Origin of the sequence: Escherichia sp. MOD1-EC4550 (genome assembly GCF_963876935.1) — a bacterium.
Taxonomy (GTDB): Bacteria; Pseudomonadota; Gammaproteobacteria; order Enterobacterales; family Enterobacteriaceae; genus Escherichia; species Escherichia coli_F.
The window spans coordinates 155,232-170,400 of the sequence record NZ_CAWNSE010000007.1 but is presented as its reverse complement, the minus strand read 5'-3'; the positions used below and the strand labels follow the sequence as shown (position 1 = coordinate 170,400).

The 15,169-nt window shown below is 53.5% G+C and carries 13 protein-coding genes; 4 read left to right on the top strand and 9 right to left on the bottom strand.

All coding sequences use genetic code 11. From position 1 onward, the window contains the following. Positions 1-25: 25 nt before the first annotated feature. The 3 genes from folA (at position 26) to AACU19_RS04370 (ending at position 1,141) form a co-directional block, all read left to right on the top strand. Entirely contained in the window at positions 26-505 is a 480-nt protein-coding gene (folA, locus tag AACU19_RS04380; protein ID WP_000624375.1) for a type 3 dihydrofolate reductase, read from the top strand. Between the two features lie 85 nt (positions 506-590). Then, on the top strand, positions 591-824 hold the full coding sequence (locus tag AACU19_RS04375; RefSeq protein WP_032302360.1) for a type II toxin-antitoxin system CcdA family antitoxin: 234 nt from the start codon (positions 591-593) through the stop codon (positions 822-824). Positions 825-826: 2 nt separating this feature from the next. Beyond that, on the top strand, positions 827-1,141 hold the full coding sequence (locus AACU19_RS04370; RefSeq protein WP_032302363.1) for a CcdB family protein: 315 nt from the start codon (positions 827-829) through the stop codon (positions 1,139-1,141). Here the strand turns inward: AACU19_RS04370 and apaH are convergent. The 6 genes from apaH to lptD are packed head-to-tail and all read right to left on the bottom strand — an operon-like array spanning position 1,138 to position 7,873. Beyond that, positions 1,138-1,986 (bottom strand): bis(5'-nucleosyl)-tetraphosphatase (symmetrical) ApaH, encoded by an 849-nt coding sequence (gene apaH, locus AACU19_RS04365; RefSeq protein WP_000257193.1) that lies wholly within the window; start codon positions 1,984-1,986, stop codon positions 1,138-1,140. The two genes, AACU19_RS04370 and apaH, sit on opposite strands and share 4 nt — an antisense overlap. Positions 1,987-1,992: 6 nt before the next feature. Then, on the bottom strand, positions 1,993-2,370 hold the full coding sequence (gene apaG / locus AACU19_RS04360) for a Co2+/Mg2+ efflux protein ApaG (protein ID WP_000610901.1): 378 nt from the start codon (positions 2,368-2,370) through the stop codon (positions 1,993-1,995). 2 nt (positions 2,371-2,372) lie between these two features. Further along, on the bottom strand, positions 2,373-3,194 hold the full coding sequence (rsmA, locus tag AACU19_RS04355; protein WP_105278724.1) for a 16S rRNA (adenine(1518)-N(6)/adenine(1519)-N(6))-dimethyltransferase RsmA: 822 nt from the start codon (positions 3,192-3,194) through the stop codon (positions 2,373-2,375). After that, on the bottom strand, positions 3,191-4,180 hold the full coding sequence (pdxA, locus tag AACU19_RS04350; protein ID WP_105278723.1) for a 4-hydroxythreonine-4-phosphate dehydrogenase PdxA: 990 nt from the start codon (positions 4,178-4,180) through the stop codon (positions 3,191-3,193). Before pdxA ends, rsmA begins: the two co-directional genes overlap by 4 nt. After that, a complete protein-coding gene (gene surA, locus AACU19_RS04345; RefSeq protein WP_000800457.1) occupies positions 4,180-5,466 on the bottom strand; it encodes a peptidylprolyl isomerase SurA in 1,287 nt (428 codons plus the stop codon). Before surA ends, pdxA begins: the two co-directional genes overlap by 1 nt. A 52-nt stretch (positions 5,467-5,518) precedes the next feature. Continuing rightward, the gene (gene lptD, locus AACU19_RS04340) at positions 5,519-7,873 is read right to left on the bottom strand and encodes an LPS assembly protein LptD (protein WP_000746151.1); all 2,355 of its coding nucleotides are present in this window, start codon (positions 7,871-7,873) and stop codon (positions 5,519-5,521) included. A gap of 254 nt (positions 7,874-8,127) precedes the next feature. Between lptD and djlA the strand changes: the two genes are divergently transcribed. Next, positions 8,128-8,943 carry a co-chaperone DjlA gene (gene djlA, locus AACU19_RS04335; protein WP_001200573.1) on the top strand — a complete coding sequence of 272 codons (816 nt, stop codon included), beginning with the start codon at positions 8,128-8,130 and terminating at the stop codon, positions 8,941-8,943. A gap of 72 nt (positions 8,944-9,015) precedes the next feature. Here djlA and rluA read toward each other — a convergent pair whose 3' ends face one another. The 3 genes from rluA to polB all read right to left on the bottom strand — a co-directional run bounded on the left by rluA (position 9,016) and on the right by polB (position 15,108). Then, positions 9,016-9,675 carry a bifunctional tRNA pseudouridine(32) synthase/23S rRNA pseudouridine(746) synthase RluA gene (gene rluA / locus AACU19_RS04330; RefSeq protein ID WP_000525176.1) on the bottom strand — a complete coding sequence of 220 codons (660 nt, stop codon included), beginning with the start codon at positions 9,673-9,675 and terminating at the stop codon, positions 9,016-9,018. Between the two features lie 11 nt (positions 9,676-9,686). Further along, entirely contained in the window at positions 9,687-12,593 is a 2,907-nt protein-coding gene (gene rapA, locus AACU19_RS04325) for an RNA polymerase-associated protein RapA (protein WP_001117011.1), read from the bottom strand. Between the two features lie 163 nt (positions 12,594-12,756). Beyond that, complete coding sequence (gene polB, locus AACU19_RS04320; RefSeq protein WP_105278722.1) at positions 12,757-15,108, bottom strand: DNA polymerase II; 2,352 nt, start codon at positions 15,106-15,108, stop codon at positions 12,757-12,759. Between the last annotated feature and the right edge of the window lie 61 nt (positions 15,109-15,169).

Genomic DNA, 15,169 nt, shown 5'->3' with positions numbered 1-15,169 from the left:
CAATTTTTTTTATCGGGAAATCTCAATGATCAGTCTGATTGCGGCGTTAGCGGTAGATCGCGTTATCGGCATGGAAAACGCCATGCCGTGGAACCTGCCTGCCGATCTCGCCTGGTTTAAACGCAACACCTTAAATAAACCCGTGATTATGGGCCGCCATACCTGGGAATCCATCGGTCGTCCGTTACCAGGGCGCAAGAATATTATCCTCAGCAGCCAGCCGGGTACGGATGATCGCGTAACGTGGGTTAAATCGGTGGATGAAGCCATCGCGGCGTGTGGTGACGTACCAGAAATTATGGTGATTGGCGGTGGTCGCGTTTATGAGCAGTTTCTGCCAAAAGCGCAAAAACTGTATCTGACGCATATCGACGCAGAAGTGGAAGGCGACACCCATTTCCCGGATTACGAGCCGGATGACTGGGAATCGGTATTCAGCGAATTCCACGACGCTGATGCGCAGAACTCTCATAGCTATTGCTTTGAGATTCTGGAGCGGCGGTAAGTTTGTATATCAGAATTCCGGCATCACTGATACGTGCAGATATCCGTGTATACAAGACGTATAAATTGTACAGGAGCACGATATCATGACTGCAAAACGTACCACACAAAGTGTGACCGTCACCGTCGACCGTGAGTTAGTCAATCGCGCTCGTGATGCAGGCTTAAATATGAGCGCCACCCTTACGGTTGCGCTCAATGCTGAACTTAAAAAACATGCAGCAACACGTTGGCGTGAAGAGAATGCAGAAGCTATCGCTGCGTTAAATCAATTGGCTGATGAAACCGGATGTTTCTCTGATGAGTACCGGAACTTCTAGCGATGCAATTTACGGTATACCGCAGTCGCGGCAGGAACGCCGCGTTGCCCTTTGTTATCGATGTTACCAGCGACATTATTGGTGAGATTAATCGCCGTATCGTTAATCCATTAACACCTATTGAACGATTTAGCCATATTCGCCCACCAGAACGGCTTAACCCAATCCTTTTACTGGTAGACGGCAAAGAATATGTGCTCATGACGCATGAGACTGCAACTGTTCCAGTTAACACGCTGGGAACGAAATTTTGCGATGCCAGCGCGCACCGAACTTTGATTAAAGGAGCATTAGATTTTATGCTCGACGGGATTTAAGACGCGACCGCCTCTCCCTCACCCAAATCTTTATGCCGGTTCGACGGCTGGACAAAATACTGTTTATCTTCCCAGCGCAGGCAGGTTAATGTACCCCCCCAGCAGCAGCCGGTATCCAGCGCGTAAATACCTTCCGGCGTACCTTTGCCCTCCAGCGATGCCCAGTGACCAAAGGCGATGCTGTACTCTTCAGCGACGGGGCCAGGAATCGCAAACCACGGTTTCAGTGGGGCAGGGGCTTCTTCCGGCGATTCTTTGCTGTACATATCCAGTTGACCGTTCGGGAAGCAAAAGCGCATACGGGTAAAGGCGTTGGTGATAAACCGCAGTCTTCCCAGTCCCCGCAATTCCGGTGACCAGTTATTTGGCATATCGCCGTACATGGCATCCAGGAAGAAGGGATAGGAGTCGCTCGACAGCACCGCTTCTACATCGCGCGCGCATTCTTTGGCAGTCTGCAGATCCCACTGCGGCGTGATCCCGGCGTGGGCCATCACCAGCTTTTTCTCTTCGTCGATTTGCAGCAGAGGCTGGCGACGCAGCCAGTTAAGCAGCTCGTCGGCATCCGGCGCTTCCAGCAGCGGTGTCAGGCGATCTTTCGGTTTATTGCGGCTGATCCCGGCGAATACCGCCAACAGATGCAGATCGTGATTGCCCAGCACCAGACGTACGCTGTCGCCTAAGGATTTCACATAGCGCAGAACATCCAGCGAACCAGGGCCACGCGCGACCAGATCGCCTGTCAGCCAGAGGGTGTCTTTCCCAGGGGTAAATTCTACTTTATGCAGCAATGCGATCAGTTCATCGTAACAACCATGAACGTCGCCAATAAGGTATGTCGCCATATTCTTTTAATGAATGAGTGTGGGAACGGCGAGTCGGAATACGGGAATGTCGATGCTGAAGGGGACGCCATTTTCATCGATCATTTCGTAGTGACCCTGCATGGTGCCCAGCGGGGTTTCAATGATTGCACCGCTGGTGTACTGGTACTCTTCGCCAGGCGCGATAAGTGGCTGGACGCCAACCACTCCTTCGCCCTGGACTTCGGTTTCACGGCCATTGCCATTGGTGATCAGCCAGTAACGCCCCAACAACTGCACTGGCGCTCGCCCCAGATTGCGTATGGTTACGGTATAAGCAAAAACGTAACGTTCATTATCAGGTGAAGATTGTGCCTCAATGTAGACGCTTTGAACCTGAATACACACTCGGGGCGAATTGATCATCGTTAACTCTCCTGCAAAGGCGCGTTCTCCGCCAGATAGTTCGCCATCTGGCAATATTGCGCGACAGAGATATTTTCCGCTCGCATCGCCGGGTCGATCCCCATTCCCGTTAACACCTCGACGCTAAACAGGTTGCCGAGGCTGTTACGAATGGTTTTACGACGCTGGTTAAAGGCTTCGGTGGTGATGCGGCTCAACACGCGAACATCTTTGACCGGGTGAGGCATCGTTGCATGAGGAACCAGGCGCACGACGGCGGAATCCACTTTGGGTGGTGGTGTAAAGGCTGACGGCGGAACTTCCAGCACCGGGATCACGTTGCAATAGTATTGCGCCATGACGCTTAATCGACCATACGCCTTGCTGTTCGGTCCTGCAACCAGACGATTCACCACCTCTTTTTGCAACATAAAGTGCATGTCGGCAATGGCATCAGTATAGCTAAACAGATGGAACATCAACGGCGTGGAGATGTTATAAGGCAGGTTGCCGAAAACACGCAGCGGCTGGCCCATTTTCTCGGCCAGTTCGCCAAAGTTAAAGGTCATCGCATCCTGCTGATAAATAGTCAGTTTCGGGCCTAAGAATGGATGCGTTTGCAGACGTGCCGCCAGATCGCGGTCAAGTTCGATGACCGTCAGCTGGTCCAGACGTTCGCCGACCGGTTCGGTCAATGCCGCCAGACCGGGGCCGATTTCGACCATTGCGTGGCCTTTCTGCGGGTTAATGGCAGAAACAATGCTGTCGATCACGAACTGATCGTTGAGAAAGTTTTGCCCGAAGCGTTTACGGGCTAAGTGGCCCTGGTGGACTCGATTATTCATTGGGTGTTAACAATCATTTTGATGGCGAGATTAAGCGCCGTAATAAAACTGCCGACATCGGCTTTGCCACGTCCCGCCAGTTCAAGTGCGGTGCCGTGGTCCACTGATGTGCGAATAAAGGGCAGGCCCAGCGTAATGTTCACACCGCGCCCGAAGCCCTGGTATTTTAGCACGGGAAGACCCTGATCGTGGTACATCGCCAGCACGGCGTCGGCGTTATCGAGATATTTCGGCTGAAACAGGGTATCGGCAGGCAGCGGCCCTTTAAGTTTCATCCCCTGCACCCGTAACTCGTCGAGCACCGGAATGATAGTGTCTATCTCTTCCGTACCCATATGACCGCCTTCGCCCGCGTGCGGATTCAGCCCGCAGACCAGAATGCGCGGTTCGGCAATACCAAATTTGGTCCGCAAATCGTGATGCAAAATAGCAATGACTTCGTGCAAAAGCGCAGGGGTGATGGCGTCCGCAATATCGCGCAGCGGTAAATGCGTCGTTGCCAGCGCCACGCGAAGTTCTTCGGTTGCCAGCATCATCACCACTTTTTTTGCCTGTGAGCGCTCTTCGAAAAACTCGGTATGACCGGTAAATGGAATGCCAGCGTCGTTAATGACGCCTTTATGCACGGGGCCTGTGATCAGCGCAGCAAATTCACCGTTCAGACAGCCATCACACGCTCGCGCCAGCGTCTCCACCACATAATGCCCATTTTCAACCGCTAACTGCCCCGCAGTGACAGATTCACGTAGCGCGACAGGAAGTAGCGTTAATGTGCCCGCAGTTTGCGGTTGTGCAGGGGAGTTGGGGGTATAAGGGCGGAGGGTGAGCGGCAAACCGAGCATCGCTGCCCGGTCGGTAAGGAGAGTGGCATCGGCACAAACAACCAGTTCGACCGGCCACTCACGCTGTGCAAGCTGGACAACTAAGTCCGGGCCAATCCCGGCGGGCTCGCCGGGAGTGATCACAACACGTTGGGTTTTAACCATTAGTTGCTCAGGATTTTAACGTAGGCGCTGGCACGTTGTTCCTGCATCCAGCTTGCTGCTTCTTCCGAGAACTTACGGTTCATCAGCATGCGGTACGCACGATCTTTCTGCGCAGCGTCGGTTTTATCGACATTACGAGTATCCAGCAGCTCGATTAAATGCCAGCCGAATGAAGAGTGAACCGGTGCACTCATTTGACCTTTGTTCAGGCGGGTCAGGGCGTCACGGAAGGCCGGATCGAAAATATCTGGCGTAGCCCAGCCGAGATCGCCGCCCTGGTTAGCAGAGCCTGGATCCTGAGAGAACTCTTTCGCTGCGGCAGCAAAAGTCGTTTTACCACTCTTGATATCGGCAGCAATCTGTTCCAGTTTCACGCGGGCCTGTTCGTCAGTCATGATCGGCGACGGTTTCAGCAGAATATGGCGAGCATGAACTTCGGTCACCGAGATGTTTTTGCTTTCACCGCGCAGGTCGTTAACTTTCAGAATATGGAAGCCAACGCCGGAACGAATCGGGCCAACAATGTCGCCTTTCTTCGCGGTGCTTAATGCCTGGGCGAAGATCCCCGGCAGCTCCTGAATGCGACCCCAGCCCATCTGGCCGCCGTTCAGCGCCTGCTGGTCGGCAGAGTGAGCAATCGCCAGTTTACCGAAATCAGCGCCATTACGCGCCTGATCGACAATAGCGCGCGCCTGGCTTTCCGCTTCGTTCACCTGATCAGAGGTCGGGTTTTCTGGCAGCGGAATCAGGATGTGGCTCAGGTTCAGCTCAGTGCTGGCATCGTTTTGGTTACCCACCTGCTGCGCCAGAGATTCGACTTCCTGCGGCAGGATAGTGATGCGACGACGCACTTCGTTGTTACGCACTTCAGAGATAATCATCTCTTTGCGGATCTGGTTACGATAGGTGTTGTAGTTCAGCCCATCGTAAGCCAGACGGCTGCGCATCTGATCCAGCGTCATGTTGTTTTGCTTCGCGATGTTAGCAATCGCCTGATCGAGCTGCTCATCGGAGATTTTCACTCCCATTTTCTGCCCCATCTGCAGGATGATTTGATCCATGATCAAACGCTCCATGATTTGGTGGCGCAGCGTCGCGTCATCAGGAAGTTGCTGCCTTGCCTGGGCAGCGTTCAGTTTTACCGACTGCATTAATCCATCAACGTCGCTTTCCAGCACGACGCCGTTATTGACGACGGCTGCGACTTTATCGACTACCTGGGGGGCAGCGAAACTGGTATTCGCGATCATGGCGATACCGAGAAGCAGCGTTTTCCAGTTCTTCATACTTTTTCCATTTCAATTAACCGCACTGCGGATTACGTGGTAAATCAACAAATCACAAAGTGTTTTGATACGGCAGAATGTTCGAACGCAGCATCTCTTGCGTACCCAGACCGTAGTTGGAGCTCAGGCCGCGAAGTTCGATGTTAAAGCCGATTGCGTTGTCATATACCGCATGTTGTTTATCGTTATCCCAACCGTTCAGCTTCCGCTCGTAACCGACGCGAATCGCATAGCAGCAGGAGCTATATTGCACACCTAACATAGAGTCGGCTTGCTTGTTCGCATTGGTGTCGTAGTAGTAGGCCCCGACAATTGACCAACGATCGGCAATTGGCCAGCTGGCGACGGCACCTACCTGCGAAATACCATTCTTATACTGCTCTGCCGTGGAATAGTACTTAGGCAGCGTAGCCTGAATATATTCCGGGCTGGCGTAACGGTAGTTCAACTGCACCAGACGGTCTTCATCCCGACGGTATTCAATGCTGGAGTTACTGGTGGCTACGTTATCCAGGCGCGTGTCGTACTGAATCCCGCCACGCAACCCCCAGCGCTCGGAGATACGCCAGTAGGTATCGCCTGCCCATACCAGTGAGCCCGTTTTGTCGTCATTCTCCCATGTTATGTTGTCATCGCCAGTGCGAGACTCCGTGAAATAGTAGATTTGACCAACGGAAATATTAAAACGTTCAACGGCAGCATCATCATATATGCGAGATGTGACACCGGTCGTCACCTGGTTAGCGGAGGCAATACGGTCAAGACCGCCATAAGTCCGGTCCCGGAACAGGCCTGAGTAGTCAGATTGCAGCAGAGACGAGTCGTAGTTATAGATGTCGCTCTGATCGCGATACGGCACGTACAAATACTGCGCGCGCGGTTCCAGCGTTTGGGTATAACCCGGTGCCAGCATTTCCATATCGCGTTCAAAGACCATTTTGCCGTCAACTTTGAATTGCGGCATTACGCGGTTAACGGATTCGTCCAGCTTGGTTGTGTTTCTGGAATTATACCAGTCAAGATTAGTTTGCTGATAATGGGTTGCCAGCAACTTCGCTTCGGTATTGATGCTGCCCCAGTTATTAGAGAGCGGCAAATTGATGGTCGGTTCCAGGTGAACACGGGTTGCTTCAGGCATGTCGTCTCTGGTGTTAACAAAGTGTACTGCCTGGCCGTAAATGCGTGTATCAAACGGACCAACATCATTCTGGTAGTAGTTAACGTCTAACTGCGGTTCTGCCGAGTAGCTACTGGTGTTCTGTTCGCTGAAGACCTGGAACTGCTTGGTTGAAACGGTGGCATTGAAGTTTTGCACCGCATAGCCAACGCTGAATTTTTGCGTTGCGTAGCCGTCAGTACTGGAACCGTACTTGTTATCGAAATCATTGAAGTAGCTAGGATCGCTGACCTTGGTGTAGTCGACGTTGAAACGCCACACCTGATCCATGACCCCGGAGTGGTTCCAGTAGAACAACCAACGACGTGAACTGTCATCGTTCGGGTGTTCATCTTCATAGACTTTATCGGAAGGCAGATAGTCCAGTTCCATCAAACCTGCGCCCGCCTGGGAGAGGTAGCGGAATTCGTTCTCCCACATGATATTGCCACGACGATGCATATAATGCGGCGTGATGGTGGCATCCATATTTGGCGCGATGTTCCAGTAATATGGAAGGTAGAACTCAAAGTAGTTGGTGGTGGTGTACTTGGCGTTCGGGATCAAGAAACCAGAGCGACGTTTGTCACCCACCGGCAACTGCAAATATGGGCTATAAAAGATCGGTACCGGACCCACCTTAAAGCGGGCGTTCCAGATCTCCGCAACTTGTTCTTCGCGGTCATGAATAATTTCGCTACCTACCACGCTCCAGGTGTCAGAACCCGGCAGACAGGAGGTAAAGCTACCGTTATCCAGAATGGTATAGCGGTTTTCGCCACGTTGTTTCATCAGGTCCGCTTTACCGCGGCCCTGACGACCCACCATCTGGTAATCACCTTCCCAGACGTTGGTATCTTTGGTGTTCAGATTCGCCCAGCCTTTCGGCCCTTTGAGGATGACCTGGTTATCGTCGTAATGGACATTACCGAGCGCATCAACGGTACGTACCGGCTCCGGTTGTCCTGGTGCCTCTTTTTGATGGAGCTGCACTTCGTCGGCCTGCAGACGGCTGTTACCCTGCATGATATCCACGCTGCCAGTAAACACGGCGTCATCCGGGTAGTCCCCTTTCGCGTGGTCAGCATTGATAGTCACGGGTAAGTCATTGGTATCGCCCTGTACCAGAGGACGATCATAGCTTGGCACGCCCAACATGCACTGTGAGGCGAGGTCGGCTGCCAGTCCCTGTTGACTATAAAGGGCGGTGGCAATCATGGTGGCCAGGAGAGTGGGGATACGTTTTTTCATACGTTGATTTTATTGTTCCATCATCGGTAACGTTGCGCGTGACAAACGGTCAGAGACTAACGTACTCGTCATCTCTACGCTAGTGTTAATCCTGTCCGAATAGCGTCAGTGGTGTTAGGCACGGCATTGAATGACAGGTATGATAATGCAAATTATAGGCGATGTCCCACAATTGACCGCAGCCGGAAAACGGTAAAAGCACCTTTATATTGTGGGAGATAGCCCTGATATCCGTGTGTCGATTTGGGGAATATATGCAGTATTGGGGAAAAATCATTGGCGTGGCCGTGGCCTTACTGATGGGCGGCGGCTTTTGGGGCGTAGTGTTAGGCCTGTTAATTGGCCATATGTTTGATAAAGCCCGTAGCCGTAAAATGGCGTGGTTCGCCAACCAGCGTGAGCGTCAGGCGCTGTTTTTTGCCACCACTTTTGAAGTGATGGGGCATTTAACCAAATCCAAAGGTCGCGTCACGGAGGCTGATATTCATATCGCCAGCCAGTTGATGGACCGAATGAACCTTCATGGCGCTTCCCGTACTGCGGCGCAAAATGCGTTCCGGGTTGGAAAATCAGACAATTACCCACTGCGCGAAAAGATGCGCCAGTTTCGCAGTGTCTGCTTTGGTCGTTTTGACTTAATTCGTATGTTTCTGGAGATCCAGATTCAGGCGGCGTTTGCTGATGGTTCGCTGCATCCGAATGAACGGGCGGTGCTGTATGTCATTGCTGAAGAATTAGGGATCTCCCGTGCCCAGTTTGACCAGTTTTTGCGCATGATGCAGGGCGGTGCACAGTTTGGCGGCGGTTATCAGCAGCAATCTGGCGGTGGTAACTGGCAGCAAGCGCAGCGTGGCCCGACGCTGGAAGATGCCTGTAATGTGCTGGGTGTGAAGCCGACGGATGATGCGACCACCATTAAACGTGCCTATCGTAAGCTGATGAGCGAGCACCATCCCGATAAGCTGGTAGCAAAAGGTTTGCCGCCTGAGATGATGGAGATGGCGAAGCAGAAAGCGCAGGAAATTCAGCAAGCCTATGAGCTGATAAAGCAGCAGAAAGGGTTTAAATAAGTTTCAAATTGTAGGCCGGATAAGACGCGGCCCGCGCCGCATCCGGCCTACCGAATCGCGCCAGCGAGACTATTAAAAATCCGCTGGCGCTTTAAACGTCATACTATTGCCATACGCCGGATGGGTAATCGTCAGCATCTCGGCATGCAGCAACAAACGCGGTGCCATAGCTCTCGCTTCTGGTGATGCATAAAAACGATCTCCGAGAATCGGATGACCCAGCGCCAACATATGCACACGCAGCTGATGTGAACGCCCGGTAATCGGTTTTAACACCACTCTTGCCGTGTTATCCGCTGCATACTCCACCACTTCATATTCCGTCTGCGCAGGTTTACCCGTTTCGTAACAGACTTTCTGTTTCGGGCGGTTTGGCCAGTCGCAAATCAGCGGCAGATCTACCAGACCTTCCGCAGGGGATGGATGTCCCCAGACGCGGGCCACATACTGCTTTTTCGGCTCGCGCTCGCGGAACTGGCGTTTTAATTCCCGCTCCGCGGCTTTGGTCAGCGCCACTACAATCACGCCGCTGGTAGCCATATCCAGACGATGCACCGATTCCGCCTGCGGATAATCACGCTGAATGCGCGTCATCACGCTGTCTTTGTGCTCTTCCAGACGACCCGGCACAGACAACAAACCGCTCGGCTTGTTGACCACCATAATATGGTCATCCTGATACAGGATAACCAACCAGGGTTCCTGCGGTGGATTGTAGTTTTCCATCCCCATTTTCGGCTCCGTTACTGATGCGTCACAACGATCAAACGCAGGGCATCCAGACGCCAGCCTGCCTGATCCAGACTTTCCATTACCTGCTGACGGTTGCTCTCAATAGCGGTCAGTTCGTCGTCACGAATGTTCGGGTTCACTGCGCGCAGCGCTTCCAGACGAGACAGCTCGGCAGACAGTTTTTCGTCGGCTTCGTTACGCGCTGCATCAATCAATGCACGGGCAGATTTCTCGATCTGCGCTTCACCCAGCTGAAGGATAGCGTGAACATCTTGCTGCACGGCATTAACCAGCTTGCTGCCAGTGTGGCGGTTAACCGCGTTAAGCTGACGGTTAAAGGTTTCAAACTCCACCTGCGCCGCCAGGTTGTTGCCATTTTTATCCAGCAGCATACGTACCGGCGTCGGCGGCAGGAAGCGGTTGAGCTGCAACTGCTTCGGAGCCTGGGCTTCAACGACATAAATCAGTTCCACCAACAGCGTACCTACCGGCAACGCTTTGTTTTTCAACAGCGAAATCGTGCTGCTACCGGTATCGCCAGAGAGGATCAGATCAAGGCCGTTGCGGATCAGTGGGTGCTCCCACGTAATAAACTGCGCATCTTCACGCGCCAGCGCCACCTCACGGTCGAAGGTGATGGTGATGCCATCTTCCGACAGGCCCGGGAAGTCCGGCACCAGCATATGATCGGACGGCGTCAGCACGATCATGTTGTCGCCGCGATCGTCCTGATTGATACCGATAATATCGAACAGGTTCATGGCGAAGGCGATCAGGTTGGTATCGTCATCCTGCTCTTCAATGCTTTCAGCCAGTGCCTGGGCTTTTTCGCCACCGTTGGAGTGGATCTCCAGCAGGCGGTCACGGCCCTGTTCCAGTTGTGCTTTCAGCGCTTCGTGCTGCTCGCGGCAGTTTTTGATCAGATCGTCAAAGCCTTCGGTTTGATCCGGTGAGGCCAGATAGTTAATCAAATCGTTGTATACGCTATCGTAGATAGTACGTCCGGTCGGGCAGGTGTGCTCGAATGCATCCAGACCTTCGTGATACCAGCGCACCAGTACCGACTGAGCGGTTTTTTCCAGATAAGGCACATGGATCTGAATATCGTGTGCCTGACCGATACGATCCAGACGACCAATACGCTGCTCCAGCAGATCCGGGTTGAACGGCAGATCGAACATTACCATGTGGCTGGCGAACTGGAAGTTACGCCCTTCAGAACCGATTTCCGAACACAGCAGCACCTGCGCGCCGGTGTCTTCTTCGGCAAACCATGCCGCAGCGCGGTCACGCTCAATAATCGACATGCCTTCGTGGAACACCGCGGCGCGGATACCTTCACGCTCACGCAGTACCTGCTCCAGTTGCAGCGCGGTAGCGGCTTTAGCGCAGATCACCAGCACTTTCTGTGAGCGATGGCTGGTCAGGTAACCCATCAGCCACTCAACGCGCGGATCGAAGTTCCACCAGGTGGCGTTATCGCCTTCAAATTCTTGATAAATACGCTCCGGGTAGAGCATATCGCGAGCGCGGTCTTCGGCACTTTTACGTGCGCCCATAATGCCGGACACTTTAATCGCCGTCTGATACTGCGTCGGCAGCGGCAGTTTAATAGTGTGTAGCTCGCGTTTCGGGAAGCCTTTAACGCCGTTACGGGTGTTACGGAACAGCACGCGGCTGGTGCCGTGGCGATCCATCAGCATGGAAACCAGTTCCTGACGGGCGCTCTGGGCATCTTCGCTGTCGCTGTTTGCCGCCTGCAGTAACGGCTCAATATCCTGCTCGCCGATCATCTCACCGAGCATGTTCAGTTCGTCATTGCTGAGTTTGTTACCTGCCAGCAGCATGGCAACGGCATCTGCTACTGGACGATAATTTTTCTGCTCTTCAACGAACTGCGCGAAATCGTGGAAACGGTTCGGGTCCAGCAGACGCAGACGGGCGAAGTGGCTTTCCATCCCCAGTTGTTCCGGGGTTGCGGTCAGCAGCAGAACGCCGGGCACGTGCTCAGCCAGTTGTTCAATGGCCTGATATTCGCGGCTCGGCGCATCTTCGCTCCACACCAGGTGATGCGCTTCATCGACCACCAGCAGGTCCCATTCGGCTTCACAGAGATGCTCCAGACGCTGTTTGCTACGACGGGCAAAATCCAGCGAGCAAATGACTAGCTGTTCGGTGTCGAACGGGTTGTAAGCATCGTGCTGAGCTTCGGCATAACGCTCATCATCAAACAGGGCAAAACGCAGATTGAAGCGGCGCAGCATTTCTACCAGCCACTGATGCTGTAAGGTTTCCGGGACGATAATCAGTACACGTTCAGCAGCGCCAGAGAGCAGTTGCTGATGCAGGATCATCCCGGCTTCAATGGTTTTCCCTAAACCCACTTCGTCAGCCAGCAGGACGCGCGGCGCATGGCGGCGACCAACATCATGAGCGATGTTGAGCTGATGTGGGATCAGACTGGTACGCTGACCGCGCAGGCCGCTGTACGGCATACGGAACTGTTCGCTGGAATATTTACGTGCGCGATAACGCAGCGCAAAGCGGTCCATACGATCAATCTGCCCGGCAAACAGACGGTCCTGCGGTTTGCTGAACACCAGTTTGCTATCAAGGAAAACTTCACGCAGGGCTACGCCGGACTCTTCAGTATCCAGGCGAGTACCGATATAGGTCAGCAAGCCATTTTCTTCTTTTACTTCTTCGACTTGCATCTGCCAGCCGTCATGGCTGGTAATGGTATCACCAGGGTTGAACATCACGCGGGTCACGGGGGAATCACTGCGTGCGTACAGACGGTTTTCACCAGTAGATGGGAAAAGTAAAGTGACAGTTCGCGCATCCACCGCGACAACGGTTCCAAGTCCCAATTCGCTTTCTGTATCGCTGATCCAGCGTTGACCAAGTGTAAAAGGCATATGTGTTCGGCTCTATATCTTTAATTGCAGGCAATAACCACCCGCTACCGTGCTTATGAGGTAGTGGTGTTATTCAGGTCCAGGAATGGAAAGGGCGCTATGGTACTGGATGGCAAAGCATTCGTCACGCATCAAAATGGTATCTGGCGAACTCTTTTTTTGCTCAAAATAGCCCAAGTTGCCCGGTCATAAGTGTAGCAAAATTATCCTCAATAAAAGGGAGTATTCCCTCCGCCACGGGTTGTAGCTGGCGGGTCAGATAGTGTTCGTAATCCAGCGGTGAACGTTGGTAGTCCAGCGGCTCCGGGCCGTTGGTGGTCCATACGTACTTAATGGTGCCGCGGTTCTGATATTGCAAGGGGCGACCGCGCTTTTGGTTTTCTTCATCGGCAAGGCGAGCGGCGCGTACATGAGGCGGCACATTACGCTGATATTCGCTCAGCGGACGGCGAAGGCGTTTACGGTAAACCAGCCGCGCATCCAGTTCACCCGCCATCAGTTTGTCGATGGTTTCGCGGACGTACTCCTGATATGGCTCGTTGCGGAAGATACGCAGGTAAAGCTCCTGCTGAAACTGCTGGGCCAGCGGCGTCCAGTCGGTGCGCACGGTTTCCAGCCCTTTAAACACCATCCGCTGCTTATCGCCCTCCTGAATCAGCCCGGCATAACGTTTTTTACTGCCGGTATCGGCTCCGCGAATGGTTGGCATCAGAAAACGGCAGAAATGGGTTTCATACTCCAGTTCTAATGCGCTAGTCAGCCGTTGCTGTTGCAACGTTTCTGCCCACCAGGCGTTAACGTGCTGCACCAGTGCACGACCGATTTTCGCCGCTTCTTCTTCGGAGTGCGCGCCTTTCAGCCAGACAAACGTTGAGTCAGTATCGCCGTAGATCACGTCGTAGCCCTGCGCTTCAATCAACGCTTTGGTTTGCCGCATGATCTGATGACCACGCATGGTGATTGACGACGCCAGGCGGGGATCGAAGAAGCGACAGGCGGTAGTCCCGAGCACGCCATAAAAGGCATTCATGATGATCTTCAGCGCCTGCGACAGCGGTTTATTGCCCTGGCGTTTGGCTTCATCGCGCCCGTGCCAGATGTTAGTCACAATCTCCGGCAGGCAATGTTTTTCCCGCGAGAACCAGGCATCGAGAAATCCTTCGGTGCTGTGCTCTGGATCAGGCTGCGCCATGCCTTCCACCAGCCCGACGGGATCAATCAGATAGGTGCGGATGATCGAGGGGTACAAGCTTTTGTAGTCCAGCACCAGTACCGAATCATAAAGCCCAGGCCGCGAATCCATCACATAGCCGCCAGGGCTGGCGTGCGGCGGCACTTCACCGAAGTTAGGCGCGACATAACCAGCACGATGCATTCGCGGAAAATAGAGATGACCAAACGCCGCCACCGATCCCCCGTGCCGATCTACTGGGAGGCCGTTCACCGTCGCCCGTTCGAGTAGAAACGGCATGATTTCAGTTTTGTGGAAGATCTGCGTCACCAGCTCGCAATCTTTCAGGTTATAAGTCGCCAGGGCAGGTTTATCTTCGGCGAAACGGCGGTCAATTTCGTCCATCCGATCCCACGGGTTATCGATAGATTTTCCTTCGCCTAATAACTCCTGAGCGACGGTTTCCAGCGAGAATGAAGAGAAATTCCAGAATGCAGATTTCAGCGCCTCGATACCGTCGATAATTAGCCGACCTTTAGCCTGGGCAAAAAAGACGCCGTTTTTAAAGCCATGCTCGCGCCACTCCAGCTCACTGTTATCGCGCCCCAGACGCAGTGGAATACGGTAGCGCTCGGCATGTTTTTGCAGCATTCGCAGATCGAACTGCACCACGTTCCAGCCGATGATCACATCAGGATCGTGGTTAGCAAACCAGGCGTTGAGTTTTTCCAGTAGCTGCGGGCGACTGGCGACATATTCCAGTTCGAAATCGAGCGCGGAGGCGTCGCCATTCTCTGGCCCCAGCATATAAACGATGCGCTGCCCGCCCCCTTCCAGGCCGATGCAGTACAGTTCACCGTGGCGGGTGGTTTCAATATCAATAGAAACCCACTTGAGCGGCGGGCGGTAGTCGGGATGCGGTTTCAGACGGGCATTAACGATAGCGCCATTGCGCATATCACCCTCGACCCACACCGGAGAGGTGATAAACCGCTCCATCAGATAGCGTTCTGGCGGGCGCACATCGGCCTCGTAAACGGTAACGCCAGCTTCACGCAGGCGCTTTTCGTAATTCATTAACTGGCGATGGGCGCGACAGTAAAGGCCATACACCGGCTGGCGATGAAAATCCTTTAACGCCAGCGGCGTCAGGCGAAAGCCTTGTTCACCCTGCAAAATATGCTGGGCGCGGGGAACCTGATCGGCGGGAATAAACGCCACGGACTCTTGCGGTGCAAGCGTAACCTGCAACGGCCCGTTGTCCGTCGCCAGCCAGAAGGAGACCTCTGTCCCTTGCGGGGTGTCCCGCCAGTGTCGGGTTAAGATAAAACCTGCCTGCGCCACGCTGAAATTCCATCAAAAAACCAGGCTTGAGTATAGCCTGGTTTTGGTTGACTGGCTGTGG